Here is a 20800-nt window from a genome sequence, read left to right as displayed (position 1 = left end):
ACAAATTCACCGTACGCACTATCCTTTTTGACGATTTTTCATTCAAATTACATTATCCTATCATTATTTATTAATCAAATGATAGGCAAGTGCTGAAAGCGCCAGCAATTCAGGCATTGCTTGAATATCCTATCCAAGATCCAGCCGATTGAATGCACACTTTACGAATAAACTGCTCCCATAAGTTTCATTATACTGCACTTTTCTATTCCCGATTTAATTTTTACTTAATTATCCACTTTTTTATAAGTGTGAGTATGAATCTAAACTTAATTTTCTTCGATTTTGTTGCCGCTTCTCCTCTCAATCTTTCCGCTTCTTCATTTTTTTAATTGCTCATCACTTAAAAAAATATCGATGACTCTACAGTTGTAGACATATCAAAAAGCACGCTGCCATTAGGCAACGTGCTTTTTGATTTTCATGCGGAATTATTCGTGAAAATTTTATGATTCAGAACTGTCTTCGTTCTGATTAATCATCGCCGTGTTTCCGACGCTTGCCACCGAAGTACCACCATGAACCACCGGTTACAGCAGCTACAGCCGCAACGATTGCGCCCCATAAGCTGGCATTGCTACCAGTTTGTGACTTGTCATTTGCAGTGGCAGAGTCGCCATTGTTGGCTGAATCTGCAGCAGCGTTATTACTCGTTGAACCAGACTTATCATTAGAAGTCTTGTCACTTGAGGACTTATCGCTACTACTGTTGCCGTTGTTCGTCGATGCGTCAGAAGCAGTTGCTGGTGAGCTAGCAGTCAAATCAACAGTTGGTGTTGATCCTGTTGTGCCTGTACCAGTGCCGTAATTCAGTGAAGTTGCGGCGACTGGTGTCGTGCCAGAACCGGTTGAAGCAGTTGCAGCAGATGAACCGCTACCGCCTGTTGAACCAGAGCCTGATCCTGATGAACCAGAACCTGAGCCACTGCCTGAACCAGAGCCAGAACCACTGCCTGAGCCGCTACCTGAGCCGCTACCGGATCCTGAACCGGAACCTGAGCCAGTATCACCACCGCTACCAGAGTTATTCCCATTGTCAGAATCTGAATCGCTATCAGAATCGGAATCTGAGTCGCTATTGGAATCTGAGTCAGAATTTCCTCCACCGTTTCCGGAGTTACTGTCGCTATCGGAATCACTGTCGCTATCTGAGTCACTGTCGGAGTCGGAGTCGCTGTCGCTATCGGAATCACTGTCGGAGTCGGAATCACTGTCGGAGTCGGAATCACTGTCGGAGTCGGAGTCGGAGTCGCTGTCGCTATCTGAGTCACTGTCGGAGTCGGAGTCGCTATCGGAATCAGAATCGCTGTCGGAGTCTGAATCACTGTCGGAGTCTGAGTCGCTGTCGCTATCTGAGTCGCTGTCGGAGTCAGAATCACTGTCGGAATCTGAGTCACTGTCGCTATCGGAATCGCTGTCGGAGTCTGAGTCACTGTCGGAGTCTGAGTCGCTGTCAGAATCGCTGTCGCTATCGGAATCACTGTCGGAATCGGAGTCTGAGTCGCTGTCAGAATCGCTATCGCTATCGGAATCGCTATCGGAATCACTGTCGGAATCGGAATCGCTGTCGCTGTCAGAATCACTGTCGGAGTCTGAGTCTGAATCACTGTCAGCATCCGAGTCACTTTCAGAGTCTGAATCGGAATCTGCTGCAATTGCCATATTGGCATATGATTGTGCATCAGATGCAGCACTTGAAGCATGATCTTTGGCAGTTTGAGCTGCAGCTGCAGCAGATGAAGCTTCTGCAGCGTAGCTTGAAGCTGCGGCATTATCACTAGCAGCTTCAGCAGATGATGCATTTGCATGAGCCGTAGAAGCTGCAGCTGCGGCAGATGACGCAGCTGTTGCAGCAGAAGTTGCGGTTGAGGCAGCGTCAGCAGCTTGATCAGCATAACTTGCTGCAGTCGAACCCTTCACCGCATAATCTGTAGATAAGTCAGCGTATGAGTTCGCTACACTTGCATATTGCCCAGCTTCATTAGCTGCATCAGCTGCTAAGCTTGCTGATGATGAAGCAGCATCAGTTTGAGTGGCATTAACAGTCAGGTAAGCTTGACCCAATGATACGGTCGTCTTGTTAGCAGTGACTTGCAATGTGTAGTAACCAGCTTTGTCGCTAGTCACATTATCCATATTCAGCGTGCTATCTGTTTGACCCGAAATTGCTTTTCCTAAACTTCCTGCAGTTGCGGAGTAATACCATTGATATGAATATGAAGTGCTTCCATCATCGGATCCAATACTATTTGTGGCAGGCGCCCATGTCAGAGAATCTCCAGTATTAACACTTTGGTCAGCAAGTCCATTACCAATGGTAATTTCCTTTGATGCCGAATAAGTTGTCTCATCCGCATTCGTAATTGTTGCTGTAACGGTTACCTTACCAGCAGATGACGTTGAAACCGGTGTAACCGTCCCATCATCCGAAATCGTGGCAATACTTGGATCACTAATTGACCAAGTAACGTTTCCAGTCGCATTTCCAGGATTTTTGACGGCTTGATAAGCACCAGTATTACTGGTAGTCGAATTGTTCAAGATGTAATCATCACCAGTAATGCTAATACCAGTAGCTGGAATATCAGTATCATACACATCTACTTGTGCTTGATTACTGTACCAATTAAATGGATTGGTTCCCAAGAAAGACGCAGCTGATTGGAAGGAAACTGAACCTGTGTAATCATCTGCGAAGGTTACCGTCAACGTGCTGGACGCCGTAGCTAATCCAGACAGAATATTAGTGTTACTCTTCGTTGTATAGGTCCCAATGGTCTTACCATTAGCATCTGCGATTGTACCACCACTAAGTGTTGTCCATTTACCATCAATTTGAACATACCAGCTTACAGAGTTCCCAACGTTGATTGCCCCTAAACCTGTCTTTGCCGTTGATGTCAGGGTTACCGTTGCACCTGATCTAACCGAGGTCAGCTCCGTTGGTTGTTGCGTATATCCACCAGAAATCACGATTCCAAGCAGGACCCAAGCATCACCCTTTGGTGACCCCTTACCTCCACTCAAATCGTTAGAAAACATAACCGCATAACTAGCAGCTTCTGTAGCGGCGCTCGCAGCAATTGTAGCTTCAGAAGCCAATGCAGCGGCGTTTGTAAGTTCCGTGTCAGCAGCAGTTGAATATTCGCTTGCCATCGCAAAGCTACCTGAAGCAACTGCAGATGACGCTAATGCCATATAACTGTTAGCATCATTCGTTGCTGCATCAGCAGTTGCTGCAGCATACTGCGCATCCTGTGCGTAACTGGCAGCAGCAGCAGTGTATGATCCACCTACAGTGGTGTTCGTTGCCATTTCATTTGCAATTGAATTTGCCACCGAGCTTGCTACTTTCGCTTCTGAGGCTGCAGCTGAATCAATCGCAGCTGTTGAGGCAGCCGTAACGCTCACCGCTGAAGATTGTCCATCAACAATTGTCTTCGTTGCTTCAGCAGCAGCAGCTGCACCGGAATTTGCATTGTCGGTCGTCCGCTTAAGGTATGTCTGAGCATTAGCTGCGGCAGCTGAAGCCAAGCCCAAGTTACCTTCAGCAGCGTATGAGGCTGCCTCATTTGCCTTAAATATAGCCATCGAGGCATTACTGGACGCATTCGTATTGGCAAGGATTGCAGCATCATTCGCTGCAGATGCAGCTGCTTGGTAGTCTGGTGCAGAAGCGAAAGCGTTTGCAGCATCAGCAGCATTGGAGTTCGCAATATTCGCCTGTTCAACAGCCTGGCTCGCCGCATCAGAAGCAGCAGCAGCATAACTTGAAGCCAAGTAGTTGGCAGCTCCTTCTTGACTTTGCGCAGCAGAATAAGTGTCTGCAACGTACTTAGTAGCGAGAGCCGCAGCTGAAGTAGTCAAAACACCATATGAGTCAGCGGCTGTCTGAGCCGAGATAGCATCAATGGCTGCAGAAGATGCAGCTGAGTAATTTTTTCCTGCTTCATATGAAGCAGCTAAACTACTGGCCGTACTAGCATCAGCGGCCGCTTGAACGGCTAATGTTGCATAACTAGCCGTATCTTTCGTGTAACCTGCCGCACTACCTGCAAGATCATTGATTGAAATATCGCTATCAATGTCAGTTGTACTTGCCAACAAATCATACGCGGCATTCGCTGAGCTAGCCATCGAGGAAGCTAGTGTCGCAGTATCATTCGCTGCTGCTGCCGCACTCGAAGCTTGGTCCGTATAGTTTCCGTTAGCATCTGAGACAACCACAGTGATGACGTTAGATGGTGTTGAGAAGCTAGATGTCTTGCTTTGTGTCAAGCTAGTAGCCTTTTTTGTGCCACTAACTAACAAATAATAGTAATACGTTCCAGCAGAAGTATACTCCGGCATAAATGTTTGTGACGTTGCTGTTGAGGAATTTGTAGAAGCAACCGTCCAATTTTTTCCATCTGTTGATTCATACCAAGTATACGTACCTGAATTAATCTTGTACTTCGAGGATCCAATAACAAGTGGAAAATCATACGTACCCAACGTCATAGTGTTAGTTAACGTCACTTTTTCGCCAACACTAACCGCCGTTGATGAAGTCGTCAATTGGTTTGTAGTGCCACCAGTTGCACTCGTATCTTCATCTGAAGCATCTGGTACACCCTGTGTATCGGTCTCATATGCCGCTGCAAGTGAAGCAGCACTAGAAGCTCCCTGCAAATTCACAGCAGCATCTGAAGCCGCTGAACTTGCAACTCGAGCCAGGGATGCAGCATCGGCAGCACTAGTTGCAATCGCTGCCGTCGAAGCAGCTGAGCTTGCCAAATTGGCTGAGGACGTTACCAAAGCAGCAAATGACGCAGCGTTTTCAGCATACTGGGCGGATTGATCACCCTTGTAGCCAGCAGCTTCAGTTGCCATTGAGTTAGCTGTACTTGCAGAACCAGCTGCTAAAGTAGCGCTGGAAGATGCTCGTATGGCAGAATCACCAACAGCTATTTCAGTGGCTGTCAAAGCAGCAGACTGTGCTGTCGAATTTGCATCACTAGCTTCTCCATAAGCAACGAGTGCCTGACTTGCAATATCATTCGCAGCGATGAACGCATCGCTAGCGCCCTCATAGTCACCACTAAGCGCAGCACTACTAGCAACGACATACTGAGCCTGTGCATCGCTAGCTAAACTCGTTGCAGTTGATGAAGCAATTGCGGCATCTGAAGCCGCACTACTAGCTGTTGCATAAGCAGCAACTGCGGCTGCATTACTTGTATCATATTGTGTCGCGTTATAAGCACTACTTGCGGCAGCTGAGGCTGAGGCTGCTGCCTCACTGGCTGCTGCAGCAGCTGAGAACGTTGGTTCATTAGCGCTGCTGACCATATCTTTCAGACCAATAGCTGCGGCTGATTTTGCAACTGCCGCCGTGCTAGATGCCAGATCAGCATACGAAGTCGCACCAATTGCTGCCGAACTTGCATTAGATAGGGCCGACGTGTATTTATCGAGTAAATCATCTGAATTTCCCATGCCATCAGCGATAGCTTGTTTGTAGCCTGAAGCTAAACTGCTGTAGTACTGGGTCAGATCTGAAGCTGTAGCTGTCTTGGCAGCGTAACTACTAGTTGACTTATAAGCATTCGTCACGTCATCCGTAGGTACTAAAGCTGCATAACTAGCTGCCGAAGCAGCGTTTTCTTTAGCAGCTGCGGCAGCACTTGCTGCAGCACTAGCATCTTGATCAGCGGAGGTGGCTACCTTCGTCGCATCTGATGCAGCCACGGTAGCGGCTGTACTCTCAGTTACTGGGGTCACCACAGCTTGTTTCGTGGTTGCCACCTTAGTAACCGTCTTCGTCACGTTAGCACTCAGCGTCACATCCGTGCTAACCTTTGCGGCTGCGCTGGATGCAATGCTGGCAGTGTCCGTGGTTGCGGCGCTCGTTGCTGTCGCAGTGGTACTGCTGGCGTTGCTTGCATTTGATGAACTTGAAGATGAAGCAGCTGAACTGGTCGCGCTAGAAACTGACGCTGATTCAGTTACCGCTTTAGTAGAAGAACTTGAAGCAGCACTGGAGCTACTAGCTGAGCTGGTCGCACTGCTTGAACTTGCAGCGCTACTGGCTGAAGAGCTAGCTGCTGAAGAAGATGATGAGCTAGCACTCGAACTACTACTTGAACTGGCTGAATTACTTGATGAACTTGCTGCTGATGAAGCGACCTCTGTACTACTGGTTGCGTCTGACGTAGTTGTGCTATCCGCACTTGCCGACAGAGTCCCAGCACCTAATAACGAAAAGGATGCCAATGCAGCAAAGACCCAGGTCTTCCCTACCTTGTACATCTTGTACCGTAATTTAGGGTCGCCGTTAAAAGCTTTATTCCGCATGAATTTCACTTTTAATCGTCCTCCTTAAATAGACTGTGAAAGTTGAGTGACAATCGCTACTCCCATTTGATTGAAGTTCGTAATCATTTGTGAGCTTGTTTTGAGTGGTATATACAAATTTGCCCTTTAAAGGGTCTCCCCTGTAAACCACTCCCCTAACAAATGCTATTTTAGCACAGATTTACTCTACGTACTGTTTTAAAAGTAAATTTATAGTCGATTTTTATTAGAATTTTGTAAATAACGACATTTAGTTAAAACTTTCACATGTTTTCTGACCCCATTTTTTGCCTGCTAATTTGCAAATTGCCGCGTTCGATAGTAAGTTAATACCTACTATCGTCAGTTTAAGAACGCTGATATATAGGCATTTCAGTTGAAGTCAAATGTCATGACTCATTTTCAACGCATTTAATTCAGGACTTATACCATTAACTATTACGTTTTCTTGAAAATATTCTTTTAAGTTTTTAAATTAAAGTTTGATGAAAATTTTGTCCACGGACCATAAAATGTGTAGGTTGCACTTGGCCATTTTTGACGCTTAAATGCAAGCAGTTAGTTTAGGAATTCTTAAGTATTCCGGGTAAATCGGTTCACCGTACACACACATTCCTAAATATGTAACATTAACTTACTTTCCGTTTTTAACTAATATCCAGTCTTGCTTATTAACCAATTTATACTTACTCCCCCGCCATCAGGCCTGAGGGATTCAGCTTTCAGAAACCGTTTTCATTTAAGTATCGTCAAAATAAACGTCTTATTTTGACGTATAAATCTGCTATAACGCGAAATCCAACCGAAAAAAACACGAATCACCCCAGTCGGTGATCCGTGCTCTCAGCTACGTTATTCAGTTTACAAGCTCATTAGTGATAACCGTTGCCATGTCTACCGGCAACGGTGCATAACAGGTGATCCACTCGCCTAAAAATGGCTGATAGAAGCGTAGACGCGCGCAGTGTAAGGCTTGGCGGTGAATCCAGGGGTTGGTTTGTTTGCCATACAACCAATCCCCCACCAGCGGATGGCCAATCGACTGACAATGGACCCGGATTTGGTGGGTTTTCCCCGTGTGGAGTTTGATGGCCAGCAAGGTCGCCGTCTTGGAGCGCGCCCGCACCCACAGTTCTGTCTGGGCTGGGCGGCCATCCGGTCTGACGGTTCTTTTGATGAAAGACCCCGCTGCTCGACCGATTGGCGCATCAATCAGCTGATGATCCGCCGCGATACAACCCGTTGCCAAGGCAATGTAGCGTTTATCCAGCTGGCTATCCTTTAACTGTTTGTCCAGAATCGAGTGGGCAAAGTGGTGTTTCGCAAATAACACTACTCCACTGGTCTCACGATCCAGCCGCGTCACGATATGGGTCACCGTGCTAGGGGCGTGAATCATCGTCAGGTGCCCTTTGACCCGATTAGCCAATGTATCATCAGGATACAAGTGTGAGGGCACAGAAGCCATTTTTGCCGGCTTGTTGACCACTAAGAAGTGAGGATCCTCATACAGAATGTCTAGCGGCTTAAATGAGGTCGACACGTGGTCGTTGGCTGGCTCTGGTGGCAGTTGCAGACCCACCGTTTGTCCCGGCTGAGCCATCGCAATCACCCGGACCTCACGCCCATCTAACGTAATCACGCCGCCGTGAAATTTTACCTGTTTCAAAAAGGTGCGGGTGACCCCATGGGCCATCAGCACCGTCCTTACGTGAACCGGACTCTCACCGGTCACTGTCCATTTAAAACTTATCATCCGTTCTCCCGTCCAATGAAGGAAGCCTCGACCCGTTGCCAGAAATGGGTATGCCGGTATTCGGCGAAGGAAATCCGTTGGCGCGCAATCCGGTAGGTAATCGCCTTGACTGGCCGGCCTTCAATACTCAGCTGATCACACATTAAGACGTTGTCCGTGGGGTCCGTCGGTTCGATGCGAATCCATTCGTCTGCCGGAATAATCAGGGGCGACCCTAACGTCCGGAAGACTAAATTGTTAATGGACGCAATCTCAGCCATTTGAATGGCATTGAACCGGGGATTAAGCACGGCGCCGCCCACAGACTTATTATAAGCCGTAGAACCCGTGGGTGTCGAGATACACAGGCCATCCCCCCAAAAACTTTCGAAGAGCTCGCCCTTAATGTACACGTCGGCCACCATGGTCCCAGAAACTTTTTTGATTGTCGATTCATTCAGTGCCAATGCCTGGTCCGGGTGCGTGCCATCCGCGTAGTCGACCTGAATCGACAGCAAGGGGTAACTGACACTCTGGCCGTTGTCCTCCGCCAGACTGTCGACCAACTCCTGAACCTCGAAGTCGCGCCAGTCGGTGTAGAAGCCCAAGTGCCCCGTATGGATCCCCACAAAGCGAATCTTGTCTAGCCGGTCATTGTAATGGTGAAAAGCCGACAGCAGGGTGCCATCGCCGCCAACCGTGACCACAATGTCTGGGTCCAAGCTATCGATGGGCACGCCCGCAGCTTCCAGGCCCTGATGCAGTGCGGTCGCCACCTTTTGTGATGACGGCCCGTTATTACTAAAAATGGAAACCTTCATACTAATCTTCCTTATTTTGGTGAGGCGTCCCATTCACATCGCTATCATGTTTCGGCGTGTATTGTTGTGCCTCTTGAATTTCTTCGCGAATCTCAGACATTTCCGTGTCTAATTTAAAGGCGGCTTCAGCGGCCCGCTGTAACCGATCGCTGAGTTCCTCAGGAAAGGCGCCTTGATATTTGTAATTTAATGAATGCTCGATGGTGGCCCAGAAGTTCATGGCCAGCGTCCGTACCTGAATCTCGGCCAGAATCTTCTTCTCGCCAGTCACCAGTTGAACCGGATACTCCACCACAATATGGTATGACCGATAACCACTCGGCTTCTCGTTGTGAATGTAGTCCCGTTCCTCCAGGATGGTCAGGTCCGTCCGGCGCCGCAACAGATCAACGACTTGGTAAATGTCTTCGACGAACTGGCACATGATCCGCAAGCCCGCAATATCTTGCATGTCCTGTTCCAGCCGTTCCTCGGTTACGTGGCGCCGTGACATCTTTTCCTTGATACTGGGTACCGGTTTGACCCGGCCCGTGACGAATTCGATTGGTGGCCGCTCGTTTTTATTTTCAAATTGCTTGCGGATACCGCGGAGCTTCACCTTCAGCTCACTCACGGCCTGTTGATAGGGCAATAAAAATTGATCCCAATTCGTTACCATAATGACTATCCCCCAACCTTAGTTCCACGTCCGTGCCGCCATCATTTCCAGCACAAAACATGACTCATCTTTCGATTTTACCATATTTTTCCCACAACTGAGAGTAATTACCTCATTAACTTGTTAAAAGATTCACGATTACCCCACTTGCGGCGAACAATCACTTTTACGAGGCGTTTAGCTTTACCTGCGTTAAAAAATGTTGCATGATTAGGTTGCGTTTTAAATGAGCGGTCTTCACTTCAAACAAACGTTTCAATTGCTATTTTTTGAAAATTTGGTAATGTAGTGGTATTGTTACTTTTTGATTGGTGATCCCACGACTGCCAATCAAGGACAGGTATAGGAGGAAGCAATGTGTTAGAAGTCTATTTGTTCGTCAACCCGCTTGGCGCGCGCTGCATGCGTTCCGAGCGCAACATTATGCGGTTGGCCGATCATCTCAATAGCAAGGTGTCGTTCCAATTTGTGCCGTTGCTTAACCAACAGATCATCGCGCAATCCCTCTCTCCCCGACCAACCCTCGCTGAGAGAAACGAGCGCTTCAACGTCACCTACGAAGCAATTTTGGCTTATAAGGCCGCCCTTTTTCAAGGTAAACGTAAGGGGCGGAAGTTCCTGCTCAACATGCAGGACGCCGTAGTCAGTCAGCAACAGAATTTTTCAGCAGACCTGACGTTAGAAATGGCCAAGAAGTGCCACCTGGACCTCGACATGTTCACGGAAGACTGTCAATCCGACCTGGCGAAACAAGCCTTCAAGACGGATCAAAAGTTAGCGGCCGAGATGAAGATTGAAGAATCCTCATCCGCTGTGATTTACAACTGCGACGTCTCCGACTGTGGGTTACTGTTGAACGACGTGACCTACGATGCCCTCTGCGACGTCTGCGAAAGTCAAGGCGTTGCCACGAAAGAAATGTTAATGGCTGAACCTAATTATCAAACTAATGAACGGGCGACTTCATTCATGTTGGCCAACAGTCAACCCAATCTTCACGTACTGTAGGTACTGATGAATCGTTTTACGTTAAGCGACTTAGCCCAAGGGCTAGGCCGCTTTTTTTGTGAGCGTGGGACAAACCGCAGCCTTTTGTCCTACTCCCAACAATATAGCTTCGAAGATACAATGCGAGTCTGGGGTTTTGTCCCAGACTTTTTGTGTGCCAACAGATAGTTGAACAACCGCCGCTGGTACAATTCCCCCGCAGCCCAACGCCCTCCTGTATTTCCCAATCACGTTAACTGGGGACACTACCGGAAGCAGCAATCGCCTGATAATTGTAAACTTTGCCACTACATTCACTACCGGATTCCAGGCCAATATGGTATGATTGACCCAACTATTTTGTTGAACTGAAGGGAAAATTTATGCGAACAGCTATCGTAACGGACACCGCCTCCTATCTCACCCCTGAACAGATCAAGCAATTTCACATCGTGGTCTTACCTATCACCGTGATTCTGGGCGACCAACAGTACGCTGAATCCAAGTTGAGCCTCAGGACATTTTACGACTACTTAAAGACCGACCAGGAACTGCCGACGACGGCACAGGTCTCTCTGGGCCAAATCGAGGAAGCCTACGACCGCCTCGCTGGCGAAGGCTACGACGAAATCATCTCGATTCACCTTTCCAGTGGGATTACCTCGTTCCTGAATAACTTGCGGATGTTTTGCAAAACGTACACCAAGGCTAAGATTTACCCGGTTGATTCCCTAGTTGCCAGTGCCGGCGAAGCAAACATGTGCTTGTTGGCGGGACAATTGATTGCAAATGGCAACGCCGCAACCGATATCGTTCCCCAGCTGGAAGACTTGCGCGACACAATGGGCGTTTACTTTGCCGTGGATAACTTGAGCCATTTGGCCCGAACTGGTCGCTTGAGTAACCGTTCGGCCATTATCGGCAACCTGCTAAACATCAAGCCGCTCCTGACGTTCAATGACGAGGGCAAAATCATCGCCATCGGTAAGGAGCGCACCATGAAGAAGGCGTTCCGCTTCATGACCGACAAGCTGCAAACTACGTTGACCCAGGTCGACTATCCCCTACTGGTCACGGTGATCAACGCCAACAACGCTGACTTAGCCGATGACTGGACGGCAGAACTGACCGATCAATTCCCAGAGGTCCGCGTGGTCCAGAGTCAATTAGGCCCCGCAATCAGCGTCCACACGGGTGAAAAAACAATGGGCCTGATCTGGCAACGTGATTGGCAATCTTACTAAAACTGAATTTTGTGCAAATGAAAAGACTGACCACTGCCTCGATTTGAGGTGGCGCGTCAGTCTTTTTTGGCTTAGTTTTACTGTTTGGTAGGTTTAGATGACGAGTCTGCGATTCGAGTGACCATCCAATCGCAAACCAGTTGAAAAGTTGCCGATTTTCACAGTGTGAGCCGAGAGGGCAACGAAAACATGCTCAGCCGTGGGATTTACGGCGTGTCAGCGACGTAAATGGCGTCTTTGAAACTCGCCCTCTGAGGTTCAAAGCGAGCTCAGAGACCGCCCTTCGGCTCTGGGCGTCCTGCCCACAGCGTTCCGACCCATTTTCACCGCCCGGTAAGGCGCAATTCACATCAATCTGTCCAGCAAAGCAAGGCTACTTCTTCAAATCGTGGGCGAGCTGGGTGAACTCAGCCAGGCGGTCGTCAAACGTCTTGAACGCCGTCTGCAAGTATTCCGGTTGCGTCATGTCCACGCCGGCCCTCTTCATCACGTTCAATGGCAAGTCAGAACTCCCAGACTTCAGATAGTTCAGATACGCCTCACGTTTAGCCGCATCCCCACTCAACACGCGTTGACTCAGCGTCGTCGCGGCCGCGAAACCAGTCGAATACTGGTAAACGTAGTAGTTGTAGTAGAAATGAGGAATCCGGGTCCACTCGTCTGAAATTTGTGGATCAGAGACCACGCCATCCCCGTAATAACGCCGGTTCAGGTCGCCATAGAATTTGCTCATGAAGTCAGCGGTCAGGGTTTCCCCGGCAGCGGCTTGACGGTGAATGTAATCTTCAAATTCAGCGAATTGCGTTTGCCGGTAGACGGTCCCCTTGAAGCCATCCAGGTAGTGATTCAACACGTACGCCCGGACTTTGGGATCCGTCTGCGTTTGTAACAGGTAATCGGTTAAGAGGTTTTCGTTGGTCGTCGACGCAATTTCTGCCACGAAGATCGAGTAGTCACCGTACAGGTAAGACTGATTCGTCCGGGTATAGTGACTGTGCATGCTGTGACCCATTTCGTGGACCAGCGTGAACAGGCTCTCCAGACTATTTTGCCAATTCAGTAAGATATACGGCTTGGTGTCGTACATCCCCCCTGAATAGGCACCAGTCCGCTTGCCTTCGTTTTCCACGACGTCAATGGCCCGGCTATCAAACATTTTCTGCACGTTAGCCACGTAATCGGGACCGAGCACGTTCAGCGCCTTCAGCGCCTCCTGTTGGGCCTCTTCGTAGGTGTAAGTCAGGCTAGGTTCACCGGTGATCGGCGTGTACAGGTCGTACATGTGCAATTCGGGCAATCCCAGAATTTCCTTCCGCAGGTTCACGTATTGGTGGAGTGAGCCGAGATGATCATTGACCGTGTGCACCAGCGTATCATAAACCACTGCTGGCACATTGTTGGCAGCCATCGCCGCTTCCCGAGCACTTCCATAATGACGGATCTGAGCGTTAAAATTATGCGTTTTAACCTCACTTGACAGTGTTGATGCAAAGGTATGACGGAATTGTTGATAAACGCTGTAGAGGGCTTTAAATGCCTGCTCACGGACGGCTGGGGTGGTTGACTCCAGCAACACGCCATACAGCCCTTCGGAGAGCCGAACGTCGTTGCCTTCCTCGTCTTGTACAACTGGGAACTTCAAGTCGGCATCACTCAGGACGCTGTATGTCTTGGAAGACGCTGAAAAAATGTCGCTTGCGCCAGCCAACAATTTTTCCTCCTGGGCGGACAAGGTGTGGGCCCGTTGCTTGCCCAGCACGTCAAAGTAGTGCTGGTAGTCGGCCAACTTGGGTTCAGCGTCGATTAATTTCTGTAGCGCAGCTGGCTCTAATGCTAAGACTTCTGGCTCGAACCAAGAAGTGGCAGCGCCCACTGTCGCCAGGAGGCTTTCAGCCTGCCCCATCAGTGCTTGTGCCGCGGCGTTACCCGTGTCCTGATCATTTTTCAGGGAGGCGTACACGTAGGCCCGTTCCAGTTGCCGTTGCAGGTCAAAGTTGGCCTGGGTAACCCGGTAAAGGTCGGCGCCGCTTTGGGCTAATTGGCCCTTTAACTTCGCCGCATCATCGGATTGGGTTTTAATGGCTTGCAGCGCCTCTTGGAAGGCCGCATCATCAGGATAAATGGTGGTCAGGTCCCAGGTCAAAGCCGTGGGTACCGCAGAACGCTTGGGAATTTGTTTCAAATTTCTCATCCTCCTTTAACATTGCATAGCAACATTTTACCACTTTAACCGGTAGGAATGGGAAATCAGCCCAAGATTTTCTCATCATTTTCTAACCACGCCGTATAATCGGCATCCCAATGGGGTTCTGATAGCACCCGCCATCCGGTAGGTATCTTTACCAAATACTGGTCGTGAATCAAGTCGGTTAATAACGTGTCAACGGCCTGTTGAAGGGCTGGCTGACCAGTGAACCGAACCGCCGCAATATGCCCGCCGACCAGACGAAAGGCTTCCTCAGCCAGGCCGTTGATGGTCTCCGGTAAGAGACTTGGCCGTTCAAACAACCAGGCCGCTACCATGACCCGCCATAACAGTAAGCCACGGCCAAAGATTGGGGCAGTCACGCCGGTGGTCACCAGCGTTTGGGGAAAACCGGCTAAATGGTGGCCCGTTAAATAAATGGCCGTCTGTAGGGGCCGTAACGTTAAGGATGAGCGCCGCAAGTCTCGGTCAAGTTCAAAGCGAAAACGCGCAATGTTAGGCTCTGACCACCAGAGTCGGCGTTGCGCCCCCGCACTTAGAGCAGCCACATCGCTCACCCACACCGTTTGGCACAGGTACTCACCGGTCACGGCCTGACAGATGTGATGGTCGATGCGCAATTCTTGCCGGGTCACATCCCAGAACAAGAGGCAAAGCCCCCATCCCCTGAGCCAGCTCGCAAACCGGTCGATCAACGACCACCCTAATTTTTGCCGCGCATAGCGACTCCCCAATAGCCAAAATGGATAAACGCCCAGCCGTTGATATCCTCGCGTACGTTCGGCCACTTCATCGCGATTGATGGGACTACACTGAAATTCCAGCGCTACCGGCCGCGGTTGATGGTCGATCCAACAGTCGGCACGCTGCGCAATGCTGGGCAGAACTTTTTCAAGCGTGACCGGTCCCCAAGCGGCAAAGAAAACTGACAACTGTCGTTTTCCCAAAACATGTTGGGCCGTTTCCCCCTCGCCTTGAAAGGTACAGGGGTTCTGCGGCGTGTGGGCGAAGTAGGGCTGTACCCGCGTCCCCCGGTGCAAAATCACCGCATGCTGACAGGCCGGGCAAACGTAAGCTACTCCCCGTTTGGCATTCTTCGCATCAACCAGCTGCTGCTCACGTGCTGCAATTAACATCTGACATCCCTCCTCACAGGTTAACTCCGTAAGAAAGTGCCAAATGTACGAAAATAAATAAAAAAATCCGCATCCCAAATTTCAGGATACGGATTCGTTCACATTTTGATTAAGCTTTCACTGTATCGATTAGCAATCAAGTCGACTTAGTCAGCGACCGGAAAATGCGCAATCACCTGGTAAATCGGACCCTTAGCGGAGAACTTCTGCTCGTACTCCGTCTGAATGTCTTCCACGTCATCGGTCGCGGCGTGCAGGTCAAGCCAGACGCCATCGAAGACCAAGCCGTAGTTGTTCAGGCTTCCCAGGGAGTATTCAAATAAGCCCCGGTTGTCGGTCTTGAACTGAATGGCCCCCTTGGGCTGCAGCACATCGGCATAGTGGGCCAAGAAAACGGGCGACGTCAGCCGGCGCTTCTCGTGGCGCGTCTTAGGCCAGGGATCAGAGAAGTTCAGGTAGAGCCCGGACACTTCACCCTTTGCAAAGAAGGTGTTGATTGCCTCACCATCCGTGTGGACCAATTGAATGTTGGTCAACTCGCTGGCAACGACCTTCTTCAATGCCGCCGCAATCACGGAAAATTGGATTTCAATCCCAATAAAGTTGCGGTCGGGATGCGCTTTGGCCATTTCTACGATAAATTGGCCCTTCCCCGTCCCAATTTCAACGTCCAACGGTTGTTCTGTGGGGAAGCGACTCTGCCAGTTGCCCATCAGGGGTTCTGGTTCTTCGACCATTCGTTCAGTATGTTCGGCCATGTAGTCCTTGGCCCACGGTTTATTACGCACACGCACTGTAAAATTCCTCCTTGTAAGCACAACGGCGGGCGCGAGGTTTGTCCCCGCTCCCGCCGACGTTATTAATCAGTCACTGACTCACGCGTCAGCTTTTCGAGTAAAATTAAATGTTGATTCATAATTTGAAAACGTTGCTGGTGAAAACTGTCCGCAATCACGCTTAAACAGTGAACCCGTGCATACCAGTTCACCCGTGCGGTCAAATCTGGTGTGGTGGTCTCACCATAGTCTTGTAACCAGCGTTGCCACTCTTCCAAGGGGACGTACTCACAGAGGAGTGCCCCGAGGTCGAAGGCAGGATCAGCGAACGTGGCGGCATCCCAGTCAACTAGGTATAACCGCTCACGGTCGGACAGGAGCCAATTCTTGTGGTTCAAATCACCATGACAAACTTCATAATGCGTCTTGGGCAGTTGCGGTTGCTCGTTTTGCAAGCTCGCAAAGGCTGATTGGATCAGCGGATGTTGGCGCAAGTCGTCAGCTAGGGCTGGCTGTAAGCGAGTTAACAACTGGGCGGGCGTGGTAAATCGTCCGCCGACTTTTAATAACATATCATGGAGCAAGTGGGAATGGTGGACCCGATGGATCAACCGCGCGACCCGTTGTTCCCGCATTTCACTGCGACGCAACGTGCGGCCGTTCAACCATTCCTGGGCCGTCATGACGTCGCCAGTTGCAAGCCGTTTGGTCCAGACTAGTCGCGGCGTGATGCCCTCCATGGAGAGTGCCGCTAGAAATGGTGACGCGTTTTGTTTTAAGAACACCTTTTGTGACGCCTTGGTTCCCATGTACGCCGTGCCCGTATTACCGCCCAGCGGATACAAACTCCAGCCGTCACTAATATCTAGTGCCATGCGTGCCACCCCTCCTCGATTTGTCAGCTATTATCAATTCTATGGGGAAATGACGCCGACGTCAAGCCTTATTTTTATCAGCACGCGCTAACCGTTGCGGCGTGTAGATTCTCGCCAGATACCAAACTTCCACGACCTCGACAATCAGCGTCAGGCCGGCCGTTTCCAGCTGGAAGTTGGCAATCACAACCACGATCCACAGAAGCAACGCTGCGACACTTAAGATCAGCGTGACCAATTTGACGAAACTCTTCAACCGGAACTCCGGCAAGACGGGATAGACGTGCGTGAAGACCACGTCATCGTATTGCTGGAAGAAAGGCAAGAGTTGAAAGCCAATCAGGTAAATGAACAGTGCAGCTAAGAAGACGGGCAACCATTGTCCGCGGACAAAATACAGGAGCAACATGCCAATCACCGTCAAGCGGACCACCAGGCCACTGAAATCAGTGCCACGTACCATTCCCCGACTAAACAGGTACAGGTACGTCTGGCTGTGTTTGGGCTTGATGCACGTGAACAACCAGTCCAAATAACGGCGGCGCTTGATGGTGCCAGAGACCATTGGGACTTCCGTAAACAGGTTAAAGAAGCGATAGATGCCCAGCATCCGGTTATCTTCAATCTTAATCTGCTCACGCCAACGGATTTGCTGCTTTTGCCAGTGTTGCTGCGTCCAGAGGGCCACGGCAGCGTCCACCACGACGGCCAGCACTAACGCCAGATAGGGTGTCAACCAGAGGCCACTTGCCAGAATCACGATGGCGAGGAGCCACTTGAAGCCCCATTGATTCATTCGGCGTTGCCCCGTCACCTGGTAGGCACTGGCGAGGTCTAAGCGCAGGAAACTATCCTTGAGCACAACTTGCGCCACGGCCAGAATCAGAATCTTTCCGACGGTCCAATGGAGCGCCACACTTAAGAACGGTGCCAAAATAAACAACGTGATGACCTGGGTACACTGCGCCAAGAATTGGCTGTAACGCCGGGCAGCGACGAAGTAAGCGTGCATCGCTCGTTCCTTCGGTAACAGGAAGACCCGGTCAGCGTCTTCAATCAGGGTCGCAAACCGACCAATTTGGGCCACGATGACCAACACAATCAAGGCCACGACCGGTGACCACCAGAGACCCGTTTTTAATGATTTTAAAATGTTAGAATAGCCCAGACCCAGGCCACCCAAGAAGAACAGCAGTGCGAAGACGAAGAAGTCATTGAATACCAACCGCAGATACTTGGCCATTTCCCGGAGATGGCGCTGCAGTCGGTCCTTAAATAGATCCGTCATGCGCGGTCGACCTTGGTCATTGAGAGGTAAATATCATTCAACGATTCCCCCGCTTCCGGAAGAGCGGCTTGCAATTCGCTGAGGGTGCCTTCAGTCTTGACCTGGCCATCATGCAGAAGCACGAAGCGGTCACAATACCGCTGAGCCGTGTCCAACACGTGGGTCGACATCAGGATGCTGGCCCCGGTCTTCTTGCGGGCTTCAATCAGATTTAAGAGGTCGTTAACCGCTAAGGGATCCAAGCCCAAGAATGGTTCATCAATGATATAGAGCTTGGCTTGGGTCATGAAGGCACACACAATCATGACCTTTTGCTTCATCCCCTTGGAAAAGTTGGCCGGGAACCAATCGAGTTTGTTCGCCAATCGAAATGTTTTTAACAACTCGTGAGCCGTTTCCCAAGCCTTGTCTGCGTCTAAATCGTAGGCCATGATGGTCATTTCCAAATGCTCCCGCAATGTGAGCTCCTGGTAGAGCACCGGTGTTTCTGGAATGTACGCAATCTGCTGTTTGTAAGCCTGACTATCCTGATCGATGGTCACGCCGTTAATACTAATTTTACCCTTGTGTGGGGTCAGTAACCCAATCACATGGTTAATCGTGGTCGATTTGCCGGCCCCGTTTAGCCCGATCAAGCCGACCAATTCACCGTCTTTAACGTCAAAACTAATGTCTTTTAAGACGGGAATTTGTGAGTATCCACCCACGACATGGCTGACTTCTAATGCCATTATGCATCCCTTCATTTCCTTTGAATTAACCGCCCTATTATACCATACGTGGCCTTTAGGTTGCTGGATGTTGTTGACTTGGGTGGTCTTTCCGAGTTCCTTAAGGTCAAGACCTAAAGAAAAGTTCACTTACAACCGGCCGCCTGCGGCTTCCAGGTACTTCGCCTGCTGTGGGGCCCGGTTCCAGCCTGAGAAACGGGCTTCCACCTCGCTTTGAAACCTCGCTTAGGAGCGCGAGTTTCCAAAGTCGGCCCAGGCTGTAGGCTGAGCAAAAACCTCAGCCAACACCCTCGACACAGCTGGCTACGTACCTGGCTTCCTCCGGCTCTTGATTGTAAGGTCAACTTTACTTGGCGTTGGTGCAGGGTCAAGGGCTAGACCACCCAAGTCAGCGACACTGGTGGCGGGGCTCGGCCACGGATGGTATCGCGGTATCTTTCTTTTGTGTCTAGTTGTTGCGCTGACGGAGACCACCGGCAGAGATTGTTGGTGATGCCAATTTAATTTACGGTAGCCATCTACACAGACCGTTGTGGCACTCTGGTCAAGACTCTGCGTTCACCCGACCAGTCGTGGGTATGAGTATCTGTGGGATTTTTCACGTGGGCTGTCTTGGAACACGGCACCATTAAAACACTAAAGGGAGGCGCCATGAATACTTTTGGACCTGGGCCGTCCCATCCGCCGCGCTCCAGTTCAAACGAAACGGCCAACAAGTCGGAAACTCTAGCCAGTGTTGCCAGCCAGTCACCGGGAGACCAACGGAGCCGGAGGCAGTCAGACCCGCCCCCCTGTGTCGGTGGTGTTGCCGAGGGGTTCGCTCGGCTTACAGCACGGGATGACTTTTAGGCCTCACGCCCTTTGTGAAGCCTAAAAGCAAGACTGAAGACCGCCCCCTCAGGCTTCAGTCGGTCCCCACAGGGGGGGCGGGTCTGAACTGCCGTAGGTGGAGTTGGCCTCTCGGTGACGGCTTGAAAGCAAGACTGAAGACCGCCTCTCAGGCTTCAGTCGGTCCCCATAGGGGGGCGGGTCTGAACTGCCGCAGGTGGAGTTGGTCTCCCGGTGACCGCGAACACTGGCTGAGTTGGTCTCCCGGTGGCGGTGGTGTATAATGAATGAAATCGAACTGAAAGAAGGAGTTTTCATGGATCAAATGACCCTAGAACCGCACTACGCTGACGACTGTGTCTTCTGCAAAATCTTAACTGGCGAAATCCCCAGCTACACGGTTTACGAAGATAACATCGTCAAGGCATTTCTGGATATCTCGCAAGGGACGCCCGGCCACACGTTGGTGATTCCGAAGACCCACGTTCAAGATATTTTTGCCTACGACGCCGACTTGGCCGCCGCAGTCTTTTCGCGGATTCCTAAGATTGCTCGGGCAGTTAAGGCTTCTGACCCGGCCATCACGGGGATGAACATTTTAAACAATAATGGGACTGTGGCTTACCAATCCGTTTTCCACTCCCACATCCACTTGGTGCCACGCTACACCGATCAGGATGATTTCAAAATGATTTTTAAAGATAATTCTGGAAATTACACGCCGGATGATTATGCCGCAATTCAGGCTAAAATCAAGGCACAACTGGAGGGTTAATCATGGGACTCGGTCGCTTTTTAACTGGTACCACCCTGGCTGTTGGCGTGGGGTTAGTCGCTTACCTCACCCTCACCAAGCAGGACCCCGTCACTTGGGGGAACCACGTGAAGCAACAAGCACGACACACCGCTACTCAGGTCGACAATGTGCGGCGGGCCAAAGATAATTTGACCCAGAGTTCGAATCGGTTGACGGCCGCTTTAACGGCAGCCCAACCCGTCTTGGACGATATCCAAACGGAGGTTGATAAGTTCGCTTTTAAAACGGCACCCCGCCTATCAGCCATCCAGGAAATCCTAGACCAGGAAAACGATGAATAATCTTGAACTTTTTGTAAAGCTTTGCCGACCTTTTTCGGTTTCGGATGATTTGTGTTATGATGTTTGAGTATGGTGCTTGCA

At 50.2% G+C, this 20800-nt stretch carries 14 protein-coding genes and 1 pseudogene; 4 read left to right on the top strand and 11 right to left on the bottom strand.

The window, feature by feature from the left end:
* Positions 1-474 precede the first annotated feature (474 nt).
* The 5 genes and pseudogenes from EKM99_RS05865 to EKM99_RS05850 all read right to left on the bottom strand — a co-directional run bounded on the left by EKM99_RS05865 (position 475) and on the right by EKM99_RS05850 (position 9550).
* Positions 475-5787 (bottom strand): beta strand repeat-containing protein, encoded by a 5313-nt coding sequence (locus tag EKM99_RS05865; RefSeq protein WP_225419801.1) that lies wholly within the window; start codon positions 5785-5787, stop codon positions 475-477.
* A gap of 459 nt (positions 5788-6246) precedes the next feature.
* Positions 6247-6291: pseudogene (locus EKM99_RS16145) on the bottom strand (KxYKxGKxW signal peptide domain-containing protein); the annotation flags it as partial.
* A 901-nt stretch (positions 6292-7192) separates the two neighbouring features.
* Positions 7193-8092, bottom strand: a complete 900-nt coding sequence (locus tag EKM99_RS05860) for an RluA family pseudouridine synthase (RefSeq protein ID WP_125581807.1) — start codon at positions 8090-8092, stop codon at positions 7193-7195.
* The gene (locus EKM99_RS05855; RefSeq protein ID WP_125581805.1) at positions 8089-8892 is read right to left on the bottom strand and encodes an NAD kinase; all 804 of its coding nucleotides are present in this window, start codon (positions 8890-8892) and stop codon (positions 8089-8091) included. Before EKM99_RS05855 ends, EKM99_RS05860 begins: the two co-directional genes overlap by 4 nt.
* Before the next feature lies 1 nt (position 8893).
* Positions 8894-9550 carry a GTP pyrophosphokinase gene (locus EKM99_RS05850; protein WP_125581803.1) on the bottom strand — a complete coding sequence of 219 codons (657 nt, stop codon included), beginning with the start codon at positions 9548-9550 and terminating at the stop codon, positions 8894-8896.
* A gap of 357 nt (positions 9551-9907) precedes the next feature.
* On the opposite strand from EKM99_RS05850, the gene EKM99_RS05845 reads away from it, so the two are divergent.
* Complete coding sequence (locus tag EKM99_RS05845; protein WP_125581801.1) at positions 9908-10558, top strand: DsbA family protein; 651 nt, start codon at positions 9908-9910, stop codon at positions 10556-10558.
* Between the two features lie 362 nt (positions 10559-10920).
* A complete protein-coding gene (locus EKM99_RS05840; protein ID WP_125581799.1) occupies positions 10921-11781 on the top strand; it encodes a DegV family protein in 861 nt (286 codons plus the stop codon).
* 373 nt (positions 11782-12154) lie between these two features.
* Here the strand turns inward: EKM99_RS05840 and pepF are convergent, their stop codons facing one another.
* The 6 genes from pepF to EKM99_RS05810 form a co-directional block, all read right to left on the bottom strand.
* The gene (gene pepF, locus EKM99_RS05835; RefSeq protein ID WP_164511534.1) at positions 12155-13972 is read right to left on the bottom strand and encodes an oligoendopeptidase F; all 1818 of its coding nucleotides are present in this window, start codon (positions 13970-13972) and stop codon (positions 12155-12157) included.
* A 56-nt stretch (positions 13973-14028) separates the two neighbouring features.
* A complete protein-coding gene (locus EKM99_RS05830) occupies positions 14029-15123 on the bottom strand; it encodes a competence protein CoiA (RefSeq protein WP_125581795.1) in 1095 nt (364 codons plus the stop codon).
* 146 nt (positions 15124-15269) lie between these two features.
* On the bottom strand, positions 15270-15917 hold the full coding sequence (trmB, locus tag EKM99_RS05825; RefSeq protein WP_125581793.1) for a tRNA (guanosine(46)-N7)-methyltransferase TrmB: 648 nt from the start codon (positions 15915-15917) through the stop codon (positions 15270-15272).
* Between the two features lie 65 nt (positions 15918-15982).
* Positions 15983-16774 (bottom strand): phosphotransferase family protein, encoded by a 792-nt coding sequence (locus EKM99_RS05820; RefSeq protein WP_125581791.1) that lies wholly within the window; start codon positions 16772-16774, stop codon positions 15983-15985.
* A gap of 61 nt (positions 16775-16835) precedes the next feature.
* Positions 16836-18062: an ABC transporter permease gene (locus EKM99_RS05815; RefSeq protein ID WP_125581789.1), complete on the bottom strand. Its 1227-nt coding sequence runs from the start codon at positions 18060-18062 to the stop codon at positions 16836-16838.
* Positions 18059-18793 carry an ABC transporter ATP-binding protein gene (locus EKM99_RS05810; protein ID WP_125581787.1) on the bottom strand — a complete coding sequence of 245 codons (735 nt, stop codon included), beginning with the start codon at positions 18791-18793 and terminating at the stop codon, positions 18059-18061. Before EKM99_RS05810 ends, EKM99_RS05815 begins: the two co-directional genes overlap by 4 nt.
* Positions 18794-19937: 1144 nt before the next feature.
* Between EKM99_RS05810 and EKM99_RS05805 the strand changes: the two genes are divergently transcribed.
* Positions 19938-20396 carry an HIT family protein gene (locus tag EKM99_RS05805; RefSeq protein ID WP_191983301.1) on the top strand — a complete coding sequence of 153 codons (459 nt, stop codon included), beginning with the start codon at positions 19938-19940 and terminating at the stop codon, positions 20394-20396.
* Between the two features lie 2 nt (positions 20397-20398).
* A complete protein-coding gene (locus EKM99_RS05800; RefSeq protein ID WP_125581785.1) occupies positions 20399-20719 on the top strand; it encodes a hypothetical protein in 321 nt (106 codons plus the stop codon).
* Positions 20720-20800 lie beyond the last annotated feature (81 nt).

Source organism: Levilactobacillus cerevisiae (assembly GCF_003946245.1).
In the GTDB taxonomy this organism is placed as follows: Bacteria; Bacillota; Bacilli; order Lactobacillales; family Lactobacillaceae; genus Levilactobacillus; species Levilactobacillus cerevisiae.
This window is presented reverse-complemented; position numbering and strand designations above follow the sequence as displayed.